General features: G+C 58.0%; 16 protein-coding genes. 9 read left to right on the top strand and 7 right to left on the bottom strand.

All coding sequences use genetic code 11. The annotated features are described in order from the left end of the window. Window positions 1-110 precede the first annotated feature (110 nt). Entirely contained in the window at window positions 111-1,325 is a 1,215-nt protein-coding gene (serB, locus tag GXB78_RS00775) for a phosphoserine phosphatase SerB (RefSeq protein ID WP_041477650.1), read from the top strand. Window positions 1,326-1,428: 103 nt separating this feature from the next. Here the strand turns inward: serB and GXB78_RS00770 are convergent, their stop codons facing one another. The 4 genes from GXB78_RS00770 to GXB78_RS00755 all read right to left on the bottom strand — a co-directional run bounded on the left by GXB78_RS00770 (window position 1,429) and on the right by GXB78_RS00755 (window position 6,518). Further along, window positions 1,429-3,177 (bottom strand): molecular chaperone, encoded by a 1,749-nt coding sequence (locus tag GXB78_RS00770; RefSeq protein ID WP_329513751.1) that lies wholly within the window; start codon window positions 3,175-3,177, stop codon window positions 1,429-1,431. Between the two features lie 66 nt (window positions 3,178-3,243). After that, window positions 3,244-4,104 carry an archaetidylserine decarboxylase gene (gene asd / locus GXB78_RS00765; RefSeq protein ID WP_024011354.1) on the bottom strand — a complete coding sequence of 287 codons (861 nt, stop codon included), beginning with the start codon at window positions 4,102-4,104 and terminating at the stop codon, window positions 3,244-3,246. Next, window positions 4,104-4,937, bottom strand: a complete 834-nt coding sequence (gene rhdA / locus GXB78_RS00760) for a thiosulfate sulfurtransferase (protein ID WP_329513750.1) — start codon at window positions 4,935-4,937, stop codon at window positions 4,104-4,106. The genes asd and rhdA overlap by 1 nt, the downstream gene beginning before the upstream one ends. Window positions 4,938-4,979: 42 nt before the next feature. Further along, on the bottom strand, window positions 4,980-6,518 hold the full coding sequence (locus tag GXB78_RS00755; RefSeq protein WP_329513749.1) for an HDOD domain-containing protein: 1,539 nt from the start codon (window positions 6,516-6,518) through the stop codon (window positions 4,980-4,982). Between the two features lie 166 nt (window positions 6,519-6,684). Here GXB78_RS00755 and motA point away from each other — a divergent pair, with 166 nt between their 5' ends. Both motA and motB read left to right on the top strand, forming a co-directional pair. Beyond that, the gene (gene motA, locus GXB78_RS00750) at window positions 6,685-7,536 is read left to right on the top strand and encodes a flagellar motor stator protein MotA (RefSeq protein ID WP_024011357.1); all 852 of its coding nucleotides are present in this window, start codon (window positions 6,685-6,687) and stop codon (window positions 7,534-7,536) included. Between the two features lie 3 nt (window positions 7,537-7,539). After that, window positions 7,540-8,580 (top strand): flagellar motor protein MotB, encoded by a 1,041-nt coding sequence (gene motB / locus GXB78_RS00745; RefSeq protein WP_329513748.1) that lies wholly within the window; start codon window positions 7,540-7,542, stop codon window positions 8,578-8,580. 273 nt (window positions 8,581-8,853) lie between these two features. On the opposite strand, the gene GXB78_RS00740 is transcribed toward motB, so the two are convergent. From GXB78_RS00740 to rsgA, 3 genes are all read right to left on the bottom strand, one after another. Then, window positions 8,854-9,339, bottom strand: coding sequence for a toll/interleukin-1 receptor domain-containing protein (locus GXB78_RS00740; RefSeq protein ID WP_329513747.1), 486 nt, complete (start codon window positions 9,337-9,339; stop codon window positions 8,854-8,856). Further along, window positions 9,339-10,298, bottom strand: a complete 960-nt coding sequence (locus GXB78_RS00735; protein WP_329513746.1) for a caspase family protein — start codon at window positions 10,296-10,298, stop codon at window positions 9,339-9,341. Before GXB78_RS00735 ends, GXB78_RS00740 begins: the two co-directional genes overlap by 1 nt. 313 nt (window positions 10,299-10,611) lie before the next feature. Then, on the bottom strand, window positions 10,612-11,643 hold the full coding sequence (rsgA, locus tag GXB78_RS00730) for a small ribosomal subunit biogenesis GTPase RsgA (RefSeq protein WP_024011360.1): 1,032 nt from the start codon (window positions 11,641-11,643) through the stop codon (window positions 10,612-10,614). Window positions 11,644-11,750: 107 nt separating this feature from the next. On the opposite strand from rsgA, the gene orn reads away from it, so the two are divergent. From orn to GXB78_RS00700, 6 genes are all read left to right on the top strand, one after another. Beyond that, a complete protein-coding gene (gene orn / locus GXB78_RS00725; RefSeq protein WP_329513745.1) occupies window positions 11,751-12,293 on the top strand; it encodes an oligoribonuclease in 543 nt (180 codons plus the stop codon). Between the two features lie 178 nt (window positions 12,294-12,471). After that, a complete protein-coding gene (locus tag GXB78_RS00720) occupies window positions 12,472-13,086 on the top strand; it encodes a trimeric intracellular cation channel family protein (RefSeq protein WP_174823854.1) in 615 nt (204 codons plus the stop codon). Window positions 13,087-13,262: 176 nt separating this feature from the next. Further along, window positions 13,263-14,297, top strand: coding sequence for a hypothetical protein (locus GXB78_RS00715; RefSeq protein ID WP_329513744.1), 1,035 nt, complete (start codon window positions 13,263-13,265; stop codon window positions 14,295-14,297). Between the two features lie 179 nt (window positions 14,298-14,476). Continuing rightward, a complete protein-coding gene (locus GXB78_RS00710; protein ID WP_329513743.1) occupies window positions 14,477-16,999 on the top strand; it encodes a hypothetical protein in 2,523 nt (840 codons plus the stop codon). 340 nt (window positions 17,000-17,339) lie between these two features. Continuing rightward, a complete protein-coding gene (locus GXB78_RS00705) occupies window positions 17,340-18,326 on the top strand; it encodes a hypothetical protein (protein WP_329513742.1) in 987 nt (328 codons plus the stop codon). Window positions 18,327-18,406: 80 nt separating this feature from the next. Continuing rightward, the gene (locus GXB78_RS00700; protein ID WP_329513741.1) at window positions 18,407-23,179 is read left to right on the top strand and encodes an RHS repeat domain-containing protein; all 4,773 of its coding nucleotides are present in this window, start codon (window positions 18,407-18,409) and stop codon (window positions 23,177-23,179) included. The last annotated feature ends 11 nt before the right edge of the window (window positions 23,180-23,190 follow it).

Below are 23,190 nucleotides of genomic sequence, written 5' to 3'. Positions count from 1 at the left end.
AGTTGACGCGCAGTATAGCGACAGGCCCCAGACCGGCAAAGCGCTCGCGGTGCCCGATGGTCACTGAAAGTGGGTAGAATGCGGTTTTTTTCCAGTTGCGGGGGTGCGCGTTGCGCGAAATCGTCCTGATTAACATCACGGGAGTCGACCGTCCGGGTCTGACGGCGGCCATCACCGGTGTTCTGGCACAAGGTGGTGTGAACATTCTCGACATCGGTCAGGCGGTGATCCACGACACCCTGTCGTTCGGCATCCTGGTTGAGATTCCCGATTCCGAGCAGGGCAAGTCGGTGCTCAAGGACATCCTGTTCAAGGGCTACGAACTCGACCAGCAAGTGCGCTTCACCCCGGTGTCCGAAGAGGACTACCAGCAGTGGGTGGGCAATCAGGGCAAGAAACGCCATATCGTTACTCTGCTGACGCGCAAAGTCACCGCCGGCCAATTGCAGGCTGTCAGCGCGATCACCGCCAAATATGGCCTGAACATCGACCATATCGATCGTCTGTCAGGGCGCATGCCGCTGGACACGCCGGCCGACAAGGGCAAGGGTTGCATCGAATTTTCCGTGCGCGGCGAAGCGGCCGATCCGCAGGCCCTGCGCGCCGAATTCCTCAGCGTCGCGCAGGAATTGAACGTCGACATCGCGTTTCAGGAAGATTCGCTGTTCCGCCGCAACCGCCGTCTGGCCGTATTCGACATGGACTCGACGCTGATCGAAGCGGAAGTCATCGATGAGTTGGCCAAGGCGGCCGGCGTCGGTGATCGGGTTTCGGAAATCACCGAGCGCGCGATGGCCGGTGAACTGGATTTCCGCGCCAGCTTCAAGGAACGTCTGGCGCTGCTCAAGGGCCTCGACGTCAGTGTGCTCGATTCGATCGGTGCTTCGCTGCGCCTGACCGAAGGCGCCGAAACCCTGTTCGCCGAACTCAAGCGTCTCGGCTACAAAACCGCGATTCTGTCCGGCGGCTTCACTTATTTCGCCAAACAGCTGCAAGCCAGACTTGGCATCGACTACGTGTTCGCCAACGAGCTGGAAGTGGTCGACGGCAAGTGCACCGGCGTGGCGATCGAGCCGATTGTCGATGCGCAGCGCAAGGCTGACTTGCTCAAGGAATTGGCGCACAAGGAAGGTCTGCGTCTGGAGCAGACCATTGCTGTCGGCGACGGCGCCAATGATCTGCCGATGCTGGCGATTGCCGGGCTGGGCGTGGCGTTCCGCGCCAAACCGCTGGTCAAGCAGTCAGCGAAGCAGGCGATTTCAACATTGGGTCTGGATGGTGTGTTGTATCTGCTGGGCTTCCGCGATCGTGACGGGCAGCTTTGAGTTCTTGAGCGCCTGAACCGGCCCCTTCGCGAGCAGGCTCGCTCCCACAGGGAACCTCATTCCAATGTGGGAGCGAGCCTGCTCGCGAAGACCGCACCTCGGTCTAAAGCGAATTCCACAACGAATCAAAATCCTCCTCACCCCCGCCATTCTGCGCAGGATCCAGCGAGCGATAGGCGAACTGGTTGAAACTGTGGGTACTCGCCACCCGCCGATCCAGGCCGGCGCGGTGTTCCTCGCCTTGAGTGTTGATCAGCACTTTGTTGCCTTCCTGAAACGGCAGGCGCGGCGCCAGTACGGTGGCCGGCAAGTCGATCGCGCTGATCTCCGGCAGCAGCAAAGCGCGCAAATAATGGCCGTGATCGTCCCTTGAGCGCACCAGTTGCAGGCCGCACGGCTGAGCGTGTGGTGCGACCAGTTCAATGCCCATCTGCGTGCCGCTGCCGCGTACCTGGCGGATCCAGCGAATCACCGCAATGCTCCAGCCTTTGCTTTCGCTGTCCTGAATGCCGAGCATTTCCCCGGCCTGTAATTCGGCGGGAACCTCGCTCGGCCAGGCCAGGCAATAGCCGCCGGGGCTGTGGTTGATCACCGGCAAGGCGTAAGTCGGATAGTTCGGCGCGTTGCCGGGACCCTCGTCTTCAGCCAACTGGTCGTACTGGATTTCCTCGTACGGCAACCGCTCATCGTTGCTTTGCGGGGCAGCGTCGAACGCCTGACTCCAGCTGTCCTTCTCGCCGTTGGCCACCACACTGCTGAAATTCGCCGCGCGGGCAACCGGATGTTTGAGCAACTCGCTGAAGGTGCGCTCGCCGCCGAGGTAGAAGTGCAGGGCACTCATGCCGACGCACACGGTTAACGTGCCCTGGCCGGCGCTGCGCTGAAAGCTGCGCTCCGCCGCCTGGCCCCAGGTGGCGTGCAGATGTTGCAGGGTATCAATGCTGAGTCCGGCAGAGACGGGCAGGGGAGTCGAAGCCGGCTGCTGCAACAAGTGCGTTTCGAGTTGCTTGACCAGCGGTTGCGGATCGAAGCCCAGCAGCCCGCTCTGTTGCTCGCTGCGAAACATCTTGCGGTAGCGCGGGCCGACATCGAGTTCCGGGCTGATCGCGAACAACCCATCGTCGGCGTTGCCCGGATGCAGCTTGAGCAGGGCGCTCCATGGCTCGATCACCTCGGCCAGCCGGGCGATCTGGCTCTGGCGCAATTGATTGCAACGGGCGCTGCCCAATAGCAGAGCGGCGATGTAGGTTTGCTCGACGCTCAGTTCGCTGGTCAGGAAAGCCAGATCATCGCGCAGCCGCCGTTGCTGCAACTGTAGTTCAGAAGCGCAGCGATACAGCTGATGCAGTTCGAACCACACATGCTCGGGTGGAGAACTGTACAACTGCGTCGCACGCACCAGTTGCGCCTTCAGCGCATGCGCGGCGCGTTGCATTGCGGTGCCGACCAGCGTCGCGCGGTCCTTGCTGTATTTCGGCAGGATGCGCAGGACGATCTGTTTATAGCCGATGGCCAACTGGCCTTGCAGGGCCTGGCACAGGTTGCTGACCTTGCGCGAACGCTCGTCGAGCATGATCGCCTGATGCAGGAAGTGCCGTTCCAGATGCTGACAGACGAAATACACTTCAGGCCGCAGCAGCTCCAGCAGTTGCAGGCGATTGTCGCTTGGGGTGAGCAACAGGTTGAGTTCGCCCAGGCCTTGATAAAGCAGGCGGGCTGTTTCGCCGATATTGGCCTTGGGCAGGCCGGCGATCCAGCGCTTGAGGTCGCGCGGGCTGGCGTCGCAGAACGACAGGCGCGTTTGCGTAGGAGTCGGAGCGCGTAGCTTGGGAGGGAAGAGGTTCTGGCTCATGAGCCAAACCATAGCAGCAAATGTCGCAGTTTGCGGAAGCAGCCTCGGCTGCTTCCGCGAACAGGATCACGCTTTCGGCAGTGCCAGCCCCTGGCCCATCTGCACTGGCGAGCCGGCCACCAGCTCTTCAGCCCACTTCACTTGATCCGGGCCAAACAGCACGATCGCTGTCGAACCGAGCTTGAAGCGCCCCAGTTCCGCACCTTTTTCCAGATGAATCGGCGCGCGCGCGGCTTCGTCGTAGCGGAAGGTTTTCAGCTCACGCTTGGGTGGCGTGACCAGACCGGCCCACACGGTTTCGATCGACGCGACAATCATCGCGCCGACCAGCACCACCGCCATCGGCCCGCGCTCGGTGTCGAAAATGCACGCCACACGCTCGTTGCGAGCGAACAGCTCCGGGACGTTTTCGGCGGTAGTCTGATTCACCGAGAAGATCCGCCCCGGGATGTAGACCATTTCGCGCAGGGTACCGGCCAGCGGCATGTGCACGCGGTGGTAGTCCTTCGGCGACAGGTAAATGGTGGCGAAGTCGCCGCCCATGAACGGCGCTGCGTTGGCCGCATCACCGCCGAGCAATTCCAGCACGCTGAAACTGTGGCCCTTGGCCTGGAACACGCGACCGTGCTCGATCGGGCCGAGCTGGCTGACCGCGCCGTCGGCAGGGCTGAGGATCGCGCCCGGTGTTTCGTCCAGCGGACGCGCGCCGTCTTTCAGGGCACGAGTGAAGAACGCGTTGAAGTGCTCGTAAGCGGTCAGGTCTTCGACCAGCGCTTGCGACATGTCCACTTGATAACGCTTGGCGAACCATTGGGTGAAGGCATTCTTGAACCAGCGCACGCGACATTCGGCGATGCAGCCGGCCAGGCGCGACAGCAGGTGATGCGGCAGCAGGTATTGGCTGAGGATAAACAGACGCTCTTTCATTAGTTGTCCTTGGAAGCTTGAATCTCGACAGGCGTGTCGGGGTGGTTGCCCCATTCGCCCCAGGAACCGGCGTAGCCCTTGACCCGCGGATAACCGATGGATTTGGCCACCAGATAAGTGAAGCCCGACCGGTGATGGGTCTGGCAGTGGGTAATGATTTCCTTGTCCTTGGTGATCCCCAGTTTTTCGAGGATCTGTGGCATGTCGGTGCGGATGCGCAACTGACGCGCCGGGTCCATGCCCGCGGTCCATTCGAAATTGACCGCGCCGGGGATGTGCCCGCCCTTGGCTGCGAGGACTTTCTCGCCGGAATATTCCAGCGGCCCGCGTGCGTCCCAGATCGCCAGATCGGCCGCGCCGAGGCGGCTTTGCAGGTATTCGCGGGTGGCAGTCGGTTCGTCATGCAAGGTCAGCGACACCGGACCACCGACCGCGGCGGGCACCTGAATCGACATGGGCATGCCGGCCGCCAGCCAGGCCGGCAGGCCACCGTCTATATAGTGGTACTTGTCGTGGCCAATGACGTCGAGCAGCCAGATGAAGCGCCCGGCCCAACCACCGCCCTCATCGTCATACACCACGTATACCGCGTCCTTGCGATGGCCAAGCTCACCGAACAATGCTTGCAGATCGGCTTTCGCCGGCATCAGGCCCGGCGCGGGCGGCTGGCCGAGCTGGGTGCGTTTCGGGTCGACAAAACGTGCGCCGGGCAAGTGACCTTCGGCATACCGGGCAGGGCTGGTCAGGTCCACCAGAATCAGTTCCGGGGACTCCAGGCGCGGCAGCAGGTCGCTCGGCTCGATGACGAGCGGCAAGCCAGAGAAGTCAGACATGTGAGGTCTCCAGAGCACAAAGGGGAGGATTGTAGCGCAGGCTCATTGGCCGCGGCTGCTAAAGCTGTGCAGGGCTTTTTCGATGCACTGCGCGGTTTTACCGAAGGCCTGCACGGTGATGTCGGCGAACGGCCCGCCGCCCTGATCGGCGACGACAATCATGATCACCCGGCCATTGTTGACCAATGAACGCAGGAACAGATGCTCGCCGCGAAACAGCGTGCGCAGCCCCGCGGGTAACAAGGCGGAGAACTGCGCGTTGTTCTCCGGGGTGATTCGCACCTGTGCCTGCTGCGCGAGCAGACGCTGCAGGACTTTGCTTTGGCTGACGAGAAAACTCAGCGCCGCCGCGTCCTTCGGCAGGCCAGCGGTTTGCTGCACGCGCAGAGTCGAGTGCGTGCGGTCAGCCATCAGAATCATCACCCGGCGCATGCCGCTGGCCACCAGTGCCTCGCGGGCAGCGACGGTCAGGCTCATCGCATTGGTGAAGCGACTGGGCTCGGCGAGCAGTTCGGCGCATTGCCGACGCCACTGGCTCAAATCTTCGACATTCGGTGTTGCTGCCGGAAGCATTCCCGCCGGCAAACGACGGCTGCCCCACGGCCAGATCAGCGAAACTGCCGGGTGCCACAGATCGGGCATTGCATGCTGACGCGCGCTGTTCGCCGCTTGCTGGTGCAACTGTTGCTGCACTTCATCCATGGAAATCTGCAGATACAGGCTGGTCAGATACTGCCAGCGCTTGCTGTGCGGACTGTCCCAAGCCTGTTGCGCCGACAGCGCCAGGCCGTTGGCGAGCAGCACGGTATTGGCCGGTTGGTTGAGCCAGCGCCGCAGCGTCGGGTCATCGTCGAGGCGATTCTGCTGGCGCAGCGGGTGTTCGCTGTCACGGGCGATGCGCAGGACTTTGACCAGTTCGCGTTGTTCGCTGAGCAGCAATTTGTAGCCTTGCTCGACCCAGATCGGTAGATGCCAGGCCTGGACCAGTGCCTCGGCAATCTTCAACAGGCGCACGCCGAACAATTGCTTTTCGACCACCCGCGCTGACTCGCCCTTGTGGATCACCCGCAGTTCCCATTCTTCGAGTAACTGCGGATAGGTCAGTGCCAGTGGCCATAGCGGCGAGAGGAACAACAGGCTGCCCCAATGAATATCCTGCCACAGCCGCGCCAGGCGACTGGCGAAAAAACCGTTGGCCTGTTGCGTCGCGTGTTGGCTGATCAGTTGCAATTGGCGCAAGGCCTTGGGGATCTGCCTGTGCGCTTCGGCGGGCAGGCGCGCGAGCAATTCTTCAGTGCGCGCAAGGCCCAGGCGATTGATTGCCACCTCAAGATTTTCCGCTGGCGCGGCCATGGTGCCGTGGGTGTGACGATTCGCCTCACGGATGATGCTCAAGGCCAGCGCCGGGCTGTCCTGCATCAGGTCGGCGATGTCGCGCAGCGAGCTGCGGTTGTCGCGGATCGCCCGGCAGACTTTGTCGTGCGCCTCTTGCGGCACGGGCAGGCGGACGCTGTCGAGCAGCTTGACCCAGGCCTGGAGAGTGCTCGGTTGTGCGTGTGGGACGTTCGTTTCATTAGCCATGTCTGGACAAGATCTTCACTGACAGTAGACGCGCCCGGCATGGGCTAAATTGGCTTTTCGCCTGAACTGGCTATAGTCTGGCGCAGTTTTGCCGATAAGTAGAAGAAGAGATTTTTTAACTTCCGAATATGACCTTGAACCCGACTTAAACAAGTACCTTCTACCTATGGCTAAAATTATCGGCATCATCGTCGTATTCGCGAGCGTGCTCGGCGGATACGTGCTCTCCCACGGCAAGATTGCCGCCCTGATCCAGCCCTTCGAGGTGATGATCATCGGCGGTGCGGCCCTCGGTGCATTCCTCCAGGCCAACCCCGGCTACATGACGATGCACGTGCTCAAGAAATCCCTGAGCATGTTTGGTTCGCGCTTCACCCACACCTTCTATCTGGAAGTGCTCGGGCTGATCTACGAGATCCTCAACAAGAGTCGCCGCGAAGGCATGATGGCCATCGAAGGCGACATCGAAGATGCCGCCGCGAGCCCGATCTTCGCCAAGTACCCGGCGGTGCTCAAGGATGAACGCATGACCGCGTTCGTCTGCGATTACCTGCGCATCATGTCCTCCGGCAACATGGCCCCGCACGAACTGGAAGGCCTGTTCGACATGGAGCTGTACAGCCTCAAGGAAGACCTCGAACACCCATCGCACGCGGTCAACGGCATCGCCGACGGCATGCCCGGTTTCGGTATCGTCGCGGCGGTACTCGGTATTGTGGTGACCATGGCTTCGTTGGGCGAGGGCGACCAGGCGTCGATCGGTCTGCACGTCGGTGCGGCACTGGTCGGTACCTTCTTCGGTATTCTCGCGGCGTACGGTTTCTTCGGCCCGTTGGCGCATTCCCTGGCCCACGATGCGAAGGAAGAGCTGAATGTCTACGAAGCCATCAAGGCCTCGCTGGTGGCTTCGGCATCCGGCATGCCGCCGTCGCTGGCGGTCGAGTTCGGCCGCAAGGTTCTGTACCCGGCGCACCGTCCAAGCTTTGCCGAGCTGGAACAAGCGGTTCGCGGTCGTTAAGTCATGGAAAATAATCAGCCGATCATCGTCAAGCGCGTCAAGCGCATTGCCGCCGGGCACCACGGCGGGGCGTGGAAAATCGCCTTCGCCGACTTTGCCACGGCGATGATGGCGTTCTTCCTGGTGCTGTGGTTGCTGTCCACCGCCACGCCGGAACAGAAGATCGCCATCGCCGGTTATTTCAAGGACCCGGTCGGCTTCTCCGAAAGCGGCACGCCGTACATCATCGACCTCGGTGGTACACCGACCCTGGCGCCGGAAAACACCCTCAACCCGGAAGTGAAATCGCAACCGCAACCGGACAAGGTCACGGTCGACACCGACCAGGTGGAAGGCATGGCCGAGCAGGTCGAGAAGGAGCGTCTCGAACTGCTGCTGCAAGAACTGCAGAACAAGGTCGACGAAAACCCGCAGCTGCAGAAATTCAAGGATCAGATCCTCTTCGAAATCACCCCGAACGGCTTGCGCATCCAGATCATGGACGCCGAGAACCGGCCGATGTTCGACTCTGGTTCTGCGCGTTTGAAGCCATACTTTGAAGACATCCTGCTGGCCATGGCCGACACCATCAAAGCGGTGCCGAACAAGATCAGCATCAGCGGCCACACCGACGCCAAGCCATACATCGGCACTGGCGATTACGGCAACTGGGAACTCTCCGCCAACCGCGCCAACGCGGCTCGTCGCGCCTTGGTCGCCGGCAGTTATCCGGATGCGCAGGTGGCACGGGTGGTCGGTTATGCCTCGTCGGCACTGTTTGATCGGGAAAACCCGTTCAACCCGGTCAACCGCCGCATCGACATTGTCGTGCTGACCAAAAAAGCCCAGGCGGCGATTGAAGGTGCGCAGGGGCCTGAGGCGGCGAAACCGACGGATCAGGGTCAGAACGGTGCTGCTCCGGCAGCCCCGGTTGATCCGAATGCGCTGCCGGCGGACAAGCAGCCCGTGCCGGCTCATGAGTTGCGTGAACGGTTGAATCTGTTTGATGACGCTGCGCCGAAGCCGGTCGAGCCGGGTGGGGCGGCGCCAGCGCCGAAGCAGTGATTTAAAAAGGAACCGACAGTGATGTCGGTTTTTTTTGGGCTGATTTTCGGCTTTGTATTTGGTGCGTTGCCAAGAACACCCCCCTCAACCCCAGCCCTCCCGAAACGTCGGACCGCCCCCAAGGGGGCGAGGGGGAAGGGCGCCGATTTGTGTGCTTTTCGAATTCGAGTTCGACTCGGTATTTCAGGTCGGCGTACTTGGAGCATTCACCTCGGTCAGTCCCTCCCTCTGGGAGAGGGCTAGGGTGAGGGGCTTTTCGAAAGTAACGAAACTCTAGAACCCGCGACGAATCCGGTTCTTCAACTGTTCATGAAACATCTCTGCATCGCGCTTGTAAGCACCCTTGACCGAGTCGCTGAACGAATCCAGTGTTATCGAGCGCTGGTTCGACACCTCATCGCGATACGCATCGATAAAGAAGTCCAGATCGCTGGCCATGCTCAGCTTCGGCCACTTGTCCAGATAGATCGGCAATTGCGCCGGCCCGGTCTTGAACGTACAGATGCGCCGGTTGCTGATCGTCGCCTCGCCGATCTCGAACGGCACCCACCACGACATAGCAGTCTTCTCCGATACCACCGCCAGCAGATGCGTGCACTCGGTGATGTTGCGGGTGATGACCCCGGTGATGTCGTCGGTGGTCTGCGATTCCGGATCCAGCACGTCGAGGTAAGTCCTGATCTTCGCTTGGGTCAGGCGGGTGTTGATGGCGATCGCGTGGGTGCGATCCACATGGCGGTAGCTGATAAAGACTGGCATCAGAAATGTCCTTTGAGGGCGAGTTCGCGGTAGTAGGCGCCGAGTGCCGTCAGGCGGCAGCCGGTGGAGTTGATTGCGGCGTAATACATGTGCTCCGCGTCGACCGGTTCGATCAGGCTGTGGCGATTGCACTTCTGCAACTGGGCGAAAACCGCGCCATGCTCTGGCACGAAGGCCTTTTCGGTGGGTTCATGGCTGGGGTCGAGCGGGAACACCGATTCGGCTTCGGCGAACCAGTCCGGCAATTTGCGCAGGATTTCCTTGGGGATCAGCGGCGAGACTTCACGCAGGGAAATGAACTGCGACACATTGGTCTTGAACACCGGGCGCTGCTCCCAGGCGCCGAGCGCGTTGTCGACGAAGGAATACAGGCTGCCAGGGGTGATCCTGCCGAGGATGTTCGCTGCGCCGCCATGCAGCGCTTGCAGGAGCAGGCCGGTGAACACGCCGTGCTGCGCGCCCTCCAGCGCCGGCTGGGCTTTTTTGCAGGCGGTCAGAATGGTCATGCCTTCGCTGACCATGCTGCTTTCGCTGCGCAGGGCGCGCACTTCGCCGGCCGAACCGCTTTCGCAGCAGTCGAGGATAATCACTTTGTTTCTGATCCGCGTGGCTTTGTCCGCCCAGTTAAGGATGTCGCTGATGCGGATGCCGTCCTTGGTATTGCGGTAATCCTGCGGGATCAGCATGCCTTCGTCAGTGTCGGCATCGAAACCGCCATGGCCGGCGAAGTACAGCAGAGCGACGTTGCAGTCGCCGGAAAACAGTTCGCGGATCTGGTCCTCGATTTTCTCCCGGCTCAGATAATCCTCGGCGGACGTCAACACGACATTCTTGAAGTTGGGGTCGCCATTGGCGTTGGTTTTCAGTACCGAGGCCATGGCCATGGCGTCGTTGCAACAGCCGCTCAGCCCGCTGATATGCGTGTAATCGTTGATGCCGATGAAGAGTGCCTTGCGCATGGCTACACCACCGTGAGCAGGCTGAACGCGCTGACGATTCTGTGCGGATTACGCAAGTGGGCGTAGCGAGACGAATGGCTGATGAATGAATGACAGCTTTGCATTGGATTCCTCTTGGATCGCGGTAAGCGAAGGAGGAAACGAATGTAGGCCGCTGGCGCAGGCCCACAAGGTCTGCGCGGCAAAACAGAAAGGTCCTGCGAGCAGGTGCGCAAAAGCCTACAGAAGAGACTGATGTTTAACAGGGAGAGGTGTGAGTCAGATGCAGTCCGACAGCCGGCGGCCCATGCTGCAGGGCTGCCGGCGTGACTGTTTAATAGCCGTTTTCAGGCAGGCTGGCGATGATCGAGCGGTAGCTGTTCATCCGCTGCTGCTGGATGCGGCCGTCTTCAAGGGCCTTGAGCAGCGCGCAACCCGGTTCGCGGTCGTGCTTGCAGTCGCGGAAACGGCAGGTTCCGAGCAGGTCGTCGAACTCAATGAAACCGGCTTCGACGTCGGCGCGGCTGACGTGGCCTAGACCGAATTCGCGGATGCCCGGTGAGTCGATCAGTTCACCGCCACCGGGGAAGTGGAACAGGCGCGCGGTGGTGGTGGTGTGCGTGCCTTGACCGGACAGCTCGGACAACGGCCCGACGCGGGTTTCGACTTCCGGCAGCAGGCTGTTGACCAGCGACGACTTGCCGACACCGGACTGGCCGACGAATACGCTGATGCGCCCGTCGAGCTGCTTTTGCAGTTGTTCCATGCCATCGCCGTGATGCGCCGACACTTCCAGCACCGGATAACCCAGCGTGCGGTACACCGCCAGCAGCGCGTTCAGCGCCGGGGCGTTCTGTTCGTCGATCAGGTCGAATTTGTTCAGCAGCAGAAGCGGGCGGATGCCGGCATGTTCAGCGGCGACCAGATAGCGGTCGATCAGGTTGGCGTGGGGCTCGGGCAGCGGCGCGAAAACGATGACGATCATGTCGACGTTGGCGGCAACCGGTTTGAGCTGTCCACGGCTGTCGGGGCGGCACAGTTCGGTGCTGCGCGGCAGTTGCGCGACGATCACGCCGATGCCCTGGTTGCCGGCGCGCCAGACGACTTTGTCGCCAGTGACCAGCGCCGGCAGGTTGGCGCGCAAGTGGCAGCGGAACACTTGGCCGGCGAGTTCGCCGTCCACGGCCTCGACTTCGACCTGCACACCGAAGTGGGCGATCACCAGGCCGTGTTGTTCAGGGCCAAGGTCGCCGCCCTCGAGGGCTTCGACCGCCGAGGACTCGCGTTTGGCGGCGCGTGCGGCGCGCTCGCCCTGAATCTTTTCGATGCGCCAGTTTTGACGACGATTGAGTTGGCGTTTGGCCATGGGTGTTCCGTCTGAAGAATGCAGCGATTAGGTAAAACGGCCGCGAGTTTAGCACGCCCGGCCACCGGCCTAGGCTAAACTGCGCAGCATTGCCTAGGAGCCCGAATATGCAAAACCCGCAGAACCTGATCTGGATCGACCTGGAAATGACCGGTCTGGACCCGGACAACGATGTCATCATCGAAATGGCCACCATCGTCACCGACAGTGAGCTGAACACACTGGCCGAAGGCCCGGTGATCGCTATCCATCACAGCGACGAAGTGCTCGCGCGCATGGATGAGTGGAACACCCGCACCCACGGCAACTCCGGTCTGACCCAGCGTGTACGCGACAGCCGCATCAGCATGGCCGAGGCCGAAGCCGAAACCATCGCCTTCCTGGAACAATGGGTGCCGAAGGGCAAGTCGCCGATCTGCGGCAACAGCATCTGCCAGGATCGTCGTTTCCTTTTTACCCACATGAAGGCGCTGGAAAGCTACTTCCACTATCGCAACCTCGACGTCTCGACGCTCAAGGAACTGGCCGCGCGCTGGGCGCCGGATGTGCGCGACAGCTTCAAGAAGGGCAGCACCCACCTGGCGCTGGACGACATCCGCGAATCGATCGCCGAGCTGCAGCACTACCGCAAGCACTTCATCAAGTTCTGACGCGATCCTGTGCAGGAGCTGCCGCAGGCTGCGATCTTTTGATCTTTGGTTTGAGCCTGAAAAAGCACAATCAAAAGATCGCAGCCTTCGGCAGCTCAGGGTTTTGTGTTTGCTGTGGTGCCCTCTTCTGGTGCGGCGCCGAAATGGCTAGACTGCGCGCCTTCCTGCCTGGACTGCCATCATGTTGCTGATGCTCTATCTGATCGCCATCACCGCCGAAGCCATGACCGGCGCGCTGTCTGCCGGACGACGCGGCATGGACTGGTTCGGGGTGGTGCTGATCGCCTGCATCACCGCGCTTGGCGGCGGTTCAGTGCGCGACGTGTTGCTCGGACATTACCCGCTGACCTGGGTCAAACACCCGGAATACTTGGTGCTGACTTCGGTGGCGGCGATGTTCACTGTGTTTGCCGCGCGCTGGATGCGTCACTTGCGCTCGCTGTTTCTGGTGCTCGACGCGGTGGGGCTGGTGGCATTCACTTTGATCGGTTGCATGACCGCGCTGGAAATGGGTCATGGCATGTTGGTGGCTTCCGTCAGTGGAGTCATCACCGGCGTCTTTGGCGGTATTCTTCGCGATATCTTCTGCAACGACATTCCGTTGATCTTTCGCCGCGAACTTTACGCCAGCGTCTCTTTTGCTGCGGCGTGGTGCTACATGTTGTGTCTTTATCTGAATGTGCCGGGTGAACAAGCCATTCTGATCACTTTGTTTGGCGGATTTTTGTTGCGTCTGCTGGCCATTCGTTTTCATTGGGAAATGCCGAAGTTCGTTTATAACGACGAACACTGATTGATCCTGCGTCATTGTCATTGAGCTGATTAAATGGCAAAAAGACTTGTTTGGGACTGGCGCGCGCATATTTCTTACACTTTTCACTTTGATCTTTCTTTGATGGGTATGTAGTTTTTTCGCTGACATATTTTCGATGTCAGTATCAAATTACATTCTCAAAAAGGAGCTGCATTATGAGTGAAAACATGGATGTTACAGATAATCAAAGTGCCAATCCGCCCACTCTGGCGGGGCTGTCCAGTTTAAAAGTCAAGTTTGATGCTGGTAATAACGCTCAAAGCAGGGCACTTGTCGCTAATGGCCGAATGCAGGTCAAAGTTCAAGTACTCGTTGCCGGAGTGGACGCCGACGGCAACGCAATGCATGTACCCGCAGATGTAATGGAAAGCATCCAGCTTATCCATTACGCGACCGGCAAGACCTTGCGCGATGGTTGGGTCGCAAGCGCAATCCAAGGGCGGTTTACGCGTGAGGCACGTCCTGCACCCGACGCCGAAGACAGGCACGACGATGATCTTGAGAATGACAGCGTTCATCCACAGGTTCGTACGTTCTGGGTTTCCTCATCGAGCGCCGGAACGACTGAGATCGGTGCGCGCCTGTCCGTGAACGGGGAGACGATCCTCAGTAACGGAACCACGCCTGCCAGTGTCCATTACAGCAGCGTGACTTTAGACGCGGAAACGCCTGCGACATATGGTGTAGATGGAGTGTTTCGGTTGTACCAGACCAGGATTGGTAATGAGTCGCCCGGTAACCGTATCTGGAAGTACCATTTGGGACTGTACCCGGGTGGAAAGCAGATCCGGCTGGTCGATTGGATTGCAGAGGGGGCAGAAGAGGGTGAGGATTACGATTTTGCGGGTGGTAACAGGCTTAATGAAATAAAAACAAATTATATGAAATGCATTTTTGCACGTCCCGAAAAATCCAGTGTTGTCGTCACTTTGCCTGATAGGGGCGATCCGTTTGTATACACGGTTACCAGTGATGCGCAAACATGGAATTCGAAGCATTATCACGTAAAGACTCAAAGCGATGGAGAGCTGACCATCGTCCAGGCTCTATCTGAGTATTCGAAAAGCACCGGGCCACGAAAATATGGCGGCGTCCTCCACTTCATCGCCATCGATGAATATGGTACTGAGCATAAACTGGCGATTCGCGTGAATTTTCACGAGCGTAATTTATATCTTCAACGAGGCTGAGTCCGTTCACTGATGCAATGTCGGTGAATGTAGTAGATGTATATGCGTTTGGCATTTCGACTGCAGATAAACTGCCATGTCGATGATCAGGCATATGCACGGAAGTGCTTTTCTGATGACTCGCGTTGGCCGTGCAACTCTGTGTGGCCAGCGCACCCCCCTCTCAAGGATGAGCGATCATGACTGGCAAACCGCCGAAGATCAAACCTGTATCTGTCCCCACCAAACCCTCTGATTCCAGCGTTGATGTCTCCCCCCGACCGTTGTCCTCGTCTTCGACAGCGCCGCATTTGACTGTTGCACATCATCAGGTACCGATGCCTTCGCCATCTTCGTCAGATCCGCTGGCGATAGCGCCTGGCATCAGTGTGAGCACGACCACGATGTATTCCACATTCGACGAATTCGCAAGGGTTTCCGCAAACGATTCGCTGGAAAGCTACTGGATACCCTCGCAAGAGGGTATCGATGAGTCCGTTGCACTGGGTATCAAAACCTTGAAGCATCGTCAGTATGTTGCCGTTGCTGATAACCACATCGTACAAGTGGTCCGAGACGCTGAGAGCGGTCTGCTTCGCGCCACACATGCCAGAGAACTGCATCCTTCCGGTCCGCTGTTGAGGCCTGACAGCGAGGGCCGGTTGTGGCACCCGTTGGACGACCCTGAGTCGGCCAACCCGGTTGCAACTGTCTATTCCGAACAAAAACGCGCGGCAAAGCTGCTTACCGGCGCGGAGTATTCAATAGAAGATTTTTCTCCATTGATGATCAAACGCATGCTTGCTGTGAGCGGAGTGGACACGATGATGGTGCACAGGTCCGGGATTCATCCCACCTCGCTGGCATTGCTGCAGGACACAGCGAGGCGTTTTGCTCTCGATCAAAAGATCCAGCTGTTCATCACCCAGGTGCAACATTCCGATCCCGCCGTGCGCGCGCAGGCCGATTCACAACTGCAGGCTTTGTTGCCGCCACGGGCAGGTGATCCGAGCGAGCGCGTTATCGAACAATCCAGCGCCTTGCTCTTCGAGCAGAGTGAGCGAGCGTTCGAACTGGATTGCGATGACAACACATTGAAGATGCGGCAGATTTTTCCTGACCTGCCCAGGGCATTCGCTCAGGCATTGTGGCGAGAGGCCAGTGCCGCCGACCAGATGCATTTGCGCCTGCGGCCGGGAATGCCGAGGCACATGGCAGAAAAGACGCTGGTGGCGCTACGCGAGGTGCATCTCGCCAGGGCGTGCGAAGGAATCTATCTGGATTCGGTAGCCAGCCTGGACAGTGATCTGCTGGCGTTGCAGATGATCGGCCAGCTTGAACTGTGGCCGCGACAGATTCGTATCGAGATTCGTCGGCAAGCGTCAGACGGTGAGTTAATGAGTGCTATTGGCGATGCTCGATCGCCAGTGCGTCACACATTGATTCGTCAGCATGAAGGCTACGTTATCCAACGCAGCGGCGTCCCGTCACCCCAGGGTCGGATGGATCTGTATGCCGCTGTCTGGCGCCTTTTACTGCCCGGGCAGCGCCAGTTGCTCGGTGTAGCGCAGGGCGCTGGTGCGGCTCTGCGGCAGCTGGTACGTGCACAACCATTGCCGTCGCGCCAACGCGTGAGCGAATTGCTGGGACTGGCACCGGTGCAGGTAACGGCTGTTCCGGCCAGCGCCCAATACGTGCAAGCGGGGCTGCGAGGCGGCGGCGATGTCAACCCGATGTTGACAAAATCCGTTGCGGAGCGTGTCCGTGATCTTTATCCGCAGCTTGCCGAAAGGGAATTGGCCATGTTCATTTCCGAGCGTCTGAAGTCGGACCCAGCCAGGGTCCTGGCTCGTCTGGAGACAGAGTTGGCAACACTGCGCAATGAGTTGGCGATCTGGAGTGCGCAAGGATTGTCGACCCGTACGGATTCATCGCAGGCTGCACCGCAAATCGCAGAACAACGGCTGGCTCGCGAGCGGTTCAGCGCAAAGCTGCAGGATATCTGGCAGCGCAAGTCGGTTTCGAGGGGGCAGGAGGAAGATGATCACTTTTCTTACTATGTCGATTTTTCTGGTGAGTTACCGAGATTGTCCACCAGATTCGAGTACGTCACAGAGTTGATCCTGACCGCAAATGAACCGGGCGCACGGATAGGTGCGTTTCTTGACAGTTTTCCCAATATTCAATCTTTGGGAGTCTTTGGCATTGAAATGGAGGCATTTCCCTTAGGAATATTTCAAATGCGCCAGTTAAGCGAGCTTACGCTGGACGGCTGCTCGCTAAGACTGTCGGAGGTCGAAGTTGAAGGGTTGTCCAGAATCGAAACACTTACCCGGTTGAATCTGGCAAACAACCCTCTGACGGTTACTCCACATGTAGGCTACATGACAGGTTTAACCGGATTGATGCTGAACAACGCAAATCTTGCCAGCGTTCCTTCAGGTATAGATACCCTCAGGAAACTGGGTGTCGTCGCATTGCATGATAATAATATTGCCGACGTGGGGTATGAGTTGTTCGAGATTCCGGATACACAGAATCTGTTTGTCGGGTTGTTAAATAACCCGTTGAATGACGCGTCGAGACATCGAATTAAACAGTTTTTTGAAAATTCCAGTATGGACCGCAAAATGGAAATTCAGCTGGAGGAGGAAGCTCCTGAGTTTGATTTCGATAGTGAGTCCTCTGAGAGCGGGTTTTCGACAGAGTCAGACAGTGGTTGAGTGTTGGCGAAAGTAACAGCTGCTTTATCGGTCTAACATATACTGACAAGAATAAATCGCTCGGTGGTACCCCTCCTGATTCTTTGCGGTTTTGAGTTCGGGAGGGGAGGAGTTGCAGGGTGCTGAAATCATGGGGCGGGAACGATGTTATAAACTTCACATCATGAGGGAGTGGTTTTTTTTGAATTTATGAGGGTTTGTGTGAGTTGGCGATAGAGGTGTTAGGTTGTTGCCGGCTCACAATTGGTCGAATGTTTCGGCTGTTTTAATTTAATTCGAAGCTCAATACTTTGCTGAGTCCTTAAAGGGCGAAATCCAATAATCGGCAAGGTATTTTGAAATGGTTGATGAACAAGTTGGTATATCCCGTATCGAGGTAAAACTCGACACCACAAATCATGGTCAGCACAAAGTGCTTTATGCCAACGGTCGCATGCAGGTGCGTGTGTTGGTGCTTCTACACGGGATCGATAACAATGGCGACGGCGTATCGCTGCACGGACATCCTGCATTGCAGTCACTGCGGCTGATTGCCTACAACGGTGCTCGCCCACTGGAGGGAGACTGGAGTGTATCGATTCAGGAAAATCGTTACGCTCACGAAATGTCGGGTGGGGCAACGCGGCTGACAGAAGTCCCGCGGGTCACTGACAACCGGATCAGCAACGCCGCAGATCCGGTACAGATTTTACAGTTTTGGGTTTCGGCTTCCCGACCTGGAATCATGGAAGTGGCTGCCGAGATTTCCTTGAACGGCGCGTTACTGCGAAGTAATGGGGTTGGTTTCGACAGCAGTGTCACGCTGGAGGCGATTCCGCCGAAAGAGTACTCGCCGAGCAGCTTTTCGTTGAGCAAGTATGACAAGAAACAGAATAGGGGCCTGTATGAGTGGGTTCAGCACTACCATATTGGCCTGCGAGCGGATGGCAGGCAGGTTCACCTCCTTGACTGGTACAGCAGTGAAGTGAAACTTGATCCTTATGATTCCGAAGATGCGGTGCAGGTTTATGTGTCCGGGAATATTCCCGGTGAACAAGGTAGTCGCAAAACGTTTTATGGATATATGGCCCCCATCTATGGGCTACAGGCAACATTTCGCAGTCCCCATGGCTACGTCACCGTACCTATCAACAAAGTGCCTGGACAGTTGACGCTCGTTCAGTATGTTTCCGCTGACCCGCAAGCGGCGCGGGAAAGTGATAGCGCTTTCGAATTTGCCGTGATTGATGAATTCGGTTCGGAGCACCGGCTTAGTATCGATGGTGATAAAGAGCAGCTCACTTTTATTCTGGATCAATCCAAGCGGTCAATGAAGCGACTTGTCTGACTTCTTGTCTGGTCAGCGTTCTTCGCTGGCCAGTTTTGACTGCCAAAATTTGAGTCTGGAAATAAAAGGACGATTTAATAATGGAAAGTAATTTCTCTCCCTCTGTTCATTCGAACGCTTTCAACTTCGGTGAGTTTGTTTCCGGAGGCGTTGATCCGCGCACGGGCATGTATACGTGTGCATTTTCGCTTGGCAAGTTGCACTCGGCAGATCTCAATGGTCCGGAGCTTGCACTTTCAGTGAGCTTCAATCCGCTCAATCAGGCGGATAGCGGTTTCGGCGTTGGCTGGTCTTTGACCCTGACCAATTATGACTTGCGCAGCAAAGTCATGACCTTGTCCAACGGTGAACGCTACAAGGCTGTCGAGACGTCTACCGGCCTGAAGTTCAAGGAAATGAAACTGCAAACGGCAAAGGTGTCAGTCACTGGAGCAGGGCGCTATGAAGTTCGATACAAGGATGGTCGGCGGGAACTGCTCAAAGTCCTGGCCGGTACTCAGGTCGCCGTCGCGGAAAAAATAATCGCGGCGAACGGCGTGAGCATTACGCTGAAGCATGAGTTGTTCAACCAGTTTCCCCGTTTGGCCGAAGTCCGTGATGCCACGCGCTGCCTGTTGAAAATTTCCCGCACGGCAGGTCAGGTAACGTTGTCGCGATATCCCGACACTCCTTCGAGCTCCAACTCCAGGCTGATCTTGAAAAACAGTCGGGTAACGGCAATCGAGCTTCCGGTTGGTAAAGGTTGGGAGCTCGAGTATGAAGTCATCGCTGGGGCCAGCTATGTTCATCGCATCGTCAATCCGCTGCGCGGGGTCGAAATCATTCGCTACAAGCGGCACGGCCACCGCTTCATCAGCGGTGTGGAACAGACACTGCCGTTTGTTATCGCTCACGATGTCTACCCAGGGCGCGGCCAGCCCAGAGTGTGCAAGACATATACGTACTCCGACCATAACTTCCTTGGGCAGGGCCTCCTTCCAGCCAAGGATAGTGACCTGGATCCGCTCTATCTGGCGCCCAGCCACTACGTCTACACCTCTGACGAGCACTTGCTGGTCAGCGGCAAAGTACATACGCGCATTAAACGCACCTACAACAAATTCCATCTGTTGGTGGCTGAGGTTACAACCTGTGGCGACGCGCAGATCGCCACTGCCACGGAGTATCACTGTTCCGTTATCAAGCCGTTCAGTGAGCAGGTGGCCCAGTTCCGCATGCCTAAAGTCCATACGGTGACGTACCTCGATCGGCGCACCCAGCAGCAGCGTGTGGAAACCACGATCACTGAGTTCGATGGCGAAGGTAACTTGCTCAAGCAGGTTGAGCCCACTGGGGTGACGACCACGACGCAATTCTATCCGGCCAGTGGCGGGGATAACTGCCCGGAGGATCCGCTGGGCTTTTCCAGGTTCCCGAAAAAGAGGACGGTGAGCGCTGCCGCATCGCATGGTGCGTCGACAGTCACGTACTACGACTACGCTTTGCATCCTGCGCTGGAGGGTGCGGAATTGGCAACCGTGTTACCGGTCGAGGAGCGGTTTTTCGAAGTTTTGGAAGGCGTTGAAGTATTGCGTTCGAAAACCGAACGCAGCTATCTGAATACGCCCGAGGATCCACTCAAGCATGGAGCCACAAAAGAGCAAAGTGTCACCCTGAATGATAAAAAAACCGCTATCGAATTTTCCTATGAGCTCGAGGGTGACAGGTTGCGAGTCAGTTCCAGCACGCGCGGATTCGACGGCGCGCTGCAGACCAGTGAGAAGGTGCTTTCGACGCTGACCGGATTACAGGTCTCTGAAGTCGGTGTCGATGGCGAGCACATCGAATATGAATACGACGCAATCGGCCGGGCAGTGTGCAAAACGGTTGCTGCCGGCACCCCATATGCGGCCGCTACCCGGTGGGCCTATCTGGCCGCCAGCAAACAGCAGCCGGCGACAATAGTGACCACGGATCCTGCTGGCGGCGAGCAAAAAGTCGCCTATGACGGATTGGGACGGGTGATCGCCGTTCAGGAAAAGGACTGCGACCATCCCGACAAGGACGGTCTCATTCAGACACGCACGCTTTATTCTGCCCTGCATGATTCGGTCGGTCACAAGGTGAAAGTGACGCTGACTGATTGGCGTGATGGCAAGCCTTATCCGGTCAGCACCCGCTACGAATTCGATTCCTGGGGCCAGGTCAGCAAGACGCTGCACGATGATGGGCGTATCGAACACAGCGAGGCGGATCCGGTTCTTCGCCGGCAAACCAATTGGCTTCAGGGGATGGGAAAGACGATCACCCTCGTCAATGATTTTGCTAAACCGCTGAGTGTCGAGAGCTTCAATCTGAAGAACAAGAGTCTGGGCAAAACCGTTTACACCTATGACGGTTATGGGCGCACAGCCAGCCAGACAGACCCTGTCGGCAATACCAGCCGATATGAGTACGACGTTTTTGACCGGATAACCCGCAGTGTCCTGCCTGACGGCAGTGAGGTCGTGACCGAGTACGCCGAGCATAGTGATGAAGGGCTTGCGATCGACATCAAGGTCGGTGACAAGGTGCTGGGCCAGCAAACGTATGACGGCTTGGGGCGGTTGATCCAGAGTACTGTGGGCGGGCGAAAGTCCGAGGCTGGTTATGAAGCGGGCTTCACTCAGCCACAGTGGTACAAGAGTGCTGATGGCAAAAAGACCGAATTCACTTATTTGCGGGAACTGGGCGGTTTGCTGACTGAGCGCAAGGCAGAGGACTTGGTCACAACCATGACCTATGACCCCGTCAGTGGCAAACCCTTGACCTGTACCGAAAGCGGCAGGAGCCGCAGCTTTGCCTATCACCCTTCCGGGCGCCTGAAATCCGAAACGACGACCTTCGGCGCTGTCACGAAAGCAACGTCCAGTACCTGGTCCCTGCAGGGGCGACCGATCACCCACGTTGATGTGCTCGGTACCGACAACCGATCTGAATACGATGAGTTCGGCCGCCTTCTGTCCGCCTCGCAAGGCTTGCTGAAAACCGAGTTCCACTACAACGCCCAGACGGGGCTGCTGGAGTGGACGAAAACCGAAGACACCTCGATCAAGCGTCAGATGATCACCCGGTTCGCCTATGACGATATCGGTCGTGAAACCCGGCGTACATTCGAGATTCAGGGTCAGCCTGACCAGACCCTCGAATCGACTTACACGCTGGCTGGCAAACTGGCGCAGAAAGTGTCCAGACGTGGCACTCAACTGTTACGTGATGAACAGTTCACCTACGATGTGCGCGGGCGCTTGATCCAGTACGACTGTGCCGGCATCCAAAAGCCCCGTGACCCGTATGGCAAGGAAATTATCCAGCAGACGTTCACCTTCGATGCGCTGGACAACATTCTTACCGTGCAGACGAAGTTCCCGCTGGGCGTGAATCTGACCACCTTCAGTTATGACAATCCCGATCCGGTACAGCTCAGCGCAGTCAAACATTCCCATGTCGACTATCCACCGGCAGTGACGCTGGAATACGACGCCAACGGCAGGATGATCAAGGACGACCAGGCGCGAACGCTGGCCTATGACGCGTTCGGACGTCTTGAGCAATTGTCCGACGCAGGGCAATCAGTGATCCGTGGTTACCATTACGACGGTTTCGACGATCTGGTTGAACTGTCGCAACCCGATAAGGCGACAGTGCAGCGTTACTACCACGCAGGCCGGGTCGCCAATGAGGTCAGTGGTGAAAATTCATCCAGTGTCGTGCGTCACGGTGGCGCGCTTGTGGGACAGCAGCAACTCGGTTTGAACGCCAGCGCGCAGCTGTTTGGCACCGATCAACAGCAAAGCGTGCTGGCAACACTGAGTAAGGAACAGATCACCGATTGCGCCTACACCCCTTATGGGCACTGTCCTGCCGACGGCGGATTGTTCAGCCTGGCGGGGTTCAACGGCGAACAGCTGGATCCGGTCACCGGGCTGTATCTGCTGGGCAACGGTTACCGGGCCTATAGCCCGACACTGATGCGTTTTCTTTCCCCCGATAGCATGAGTCCGTTCGGTGCGGGCGGATTGAATGCCTACAGTTATTGCCTCGGCGACCCTGTCAATCGGGTTGACCCTACCGGGCATGTCTCCTGGCAATCGATCCTCGGCATCGGCCTCAGTATTCTCGGGATTGTGGCCAGCGTGGTGACGATGGGCGCGGCGACGCCATGGGCAGTGGCGGCCTTGGGGCTGGCGGTTACTTCAGGCCTGGCGGGTATTGCCAGCGAGGTGGTCAATGAACTCGCACCGGGTTCTCAGGCGGGCGAGATATTGGGCTGGATCAGTTTTGGTCTCGGGCTGGCTTCGCTCGGTGCAGGTTTGGCGGCGGGTGCAAAAGCTGCTGTGAATGCGGGCAGGAAGATGGCTTCAGCCTTTGGCAAAGGTCTCAGTCCCGGTGCCAAGGACGCAGCCAAAGCGGCACGACATATTAAAAAGGGTGGAAAAGGTGCCAAGGCTGCAGCCAAAAAAGCCAATGCGCCCGTGGAGGACGTGGCAGATCAGCCTTGGCAATTAATCAGGCCCGATGCAGAAGACTACGTCTATGCCACTCACAAGACGATGGCCGACGAATTCTTCGGGCTCGTGGAAAGCGATATGTCCCCCCTCCAGGCAGCCAGGAGGTCCAGGATGTATTACGAGGAATTCGGCGCAGCCGGTGATGGAAGAAAAGTAACGCATGTTTTTTTCGCGGCCTCGAAAGGACGTGGGGAGCGTATTTATCTTCTGGAGGACAGTAAACAGAGAGTTTGCAAAGTCCTGCAGGCGGGCGGCCATTGGACCGACGGAGAGACCAACGCAATAATGAGATCGGCGAAAAATATGGTTACAACGCGCACATGAGCACTCTGAAT

It is taken from the genome of Pseudomonas moraviensis subsp. stanleyae (assembly GCF_036283065.1).
GTDB lineage: Bacteria > Pseudomonadota > Gammaproteobacteria > Pseudomonadales > Pseudomonadaceae > Aquipseudomonas > Aquipseudomonas stanleyae.
The sequence above is the reverse complement of the archived record's forward strand: the minus strand, read 5'-3'. Positions and strand labels throughout refer to the sequence as shown.

Coding starts and splice junctions, on each gene's coding strand:
- GXB78_RS00735 (WP_329513746.1), bottom strand. CDS start 10,298: ATGCGCAAGGCACTCTTCATCGGCATCAACGATTACACGCATATCAGC.
- asd (WP_024011354.1), bottom strand. CDS start 4,104: ATGAAAGAGCGTCTGTTTATCCTCAGCCAATACCTGCTGCCGCATCAC.
- GXB78_RS00755 (WP_329513749.1), bottom strand. CDS start 6,518: ATGGCTAATGAAACGAACGTCCCACACGCACAACCGAGCACTCTCCAG.
- GXB78_RS00710 (WP_329513743.1), top strand. CDS start 14,477: ATGACTGGCAAACCGCCGAAGATCAAACCTGTATCTGTCCCCACCAAA.
- rsgA (WP_024011360.1), bottom strand. CDS start 11,643: ATGGCCAAACGCCAACTCAATCGTCGTCAAAACTGGCGCATCGAAAAG.
- motB (WP_329513748.1), top strand. CDS start 7,540: ATGGAAAATAATCAGCCGATCATCGTCAAGCGCGTCAAGCGCATTGCC.
- motA (WP_024011357.1), top strand. CDS start 6,685: ATGGCTAAAATTATCGGCATCATCGTCGTATTCGCGAGCGTGCTCGGC.
- GXB78_RS00715 (WP_329513744.1), top strand. CDS start 13,263: ATGAGTGAAAACATGGATGTTACAGATAATCAAAGTGCCAATCCGCCC.
- rhdA (WP_329513750.1), bottom strand. CDS start 4,937: ATGTCTGACTTCTCTGGCTTGCCGCTCGTCATCGAGCCGAGCGACCTG.
- GXB78_RS00700 (WP_329513741.1), top strand. CDS start 18,407: ATGGAAAGTAATTTCTCTCCCTCTGTTCATTCGAACGCTTTCAACTTC.
- GXB78_RS00770 (WP_329513751.1), bottom strand. CDS start 3,177: ATGAGCCAGAACCTCTTCCCTCCCAAGCTACGCGCTCCGACTCCTACG.
- GXB78_RS00705 (WP_329513742.1), top strand. CDS start 17,340: ATGGTTGATGAACAAGTTGGTATATCCCGTATCGAGGTAAAACTCGAC.
- orn (WP_329513745.1), top strand. CDS start 11,751: ATGCAAAACCCGCAGAACCTGATCTGGATCGACCTGGAAATGACCGGT.
- GXB78_RS00740 (WP_329513747.1), bottom strand. CDS start 9,339: ATGCCAGTCTTTATCAGCTACCGCCATGTGGATCGCACCCACGCGATC.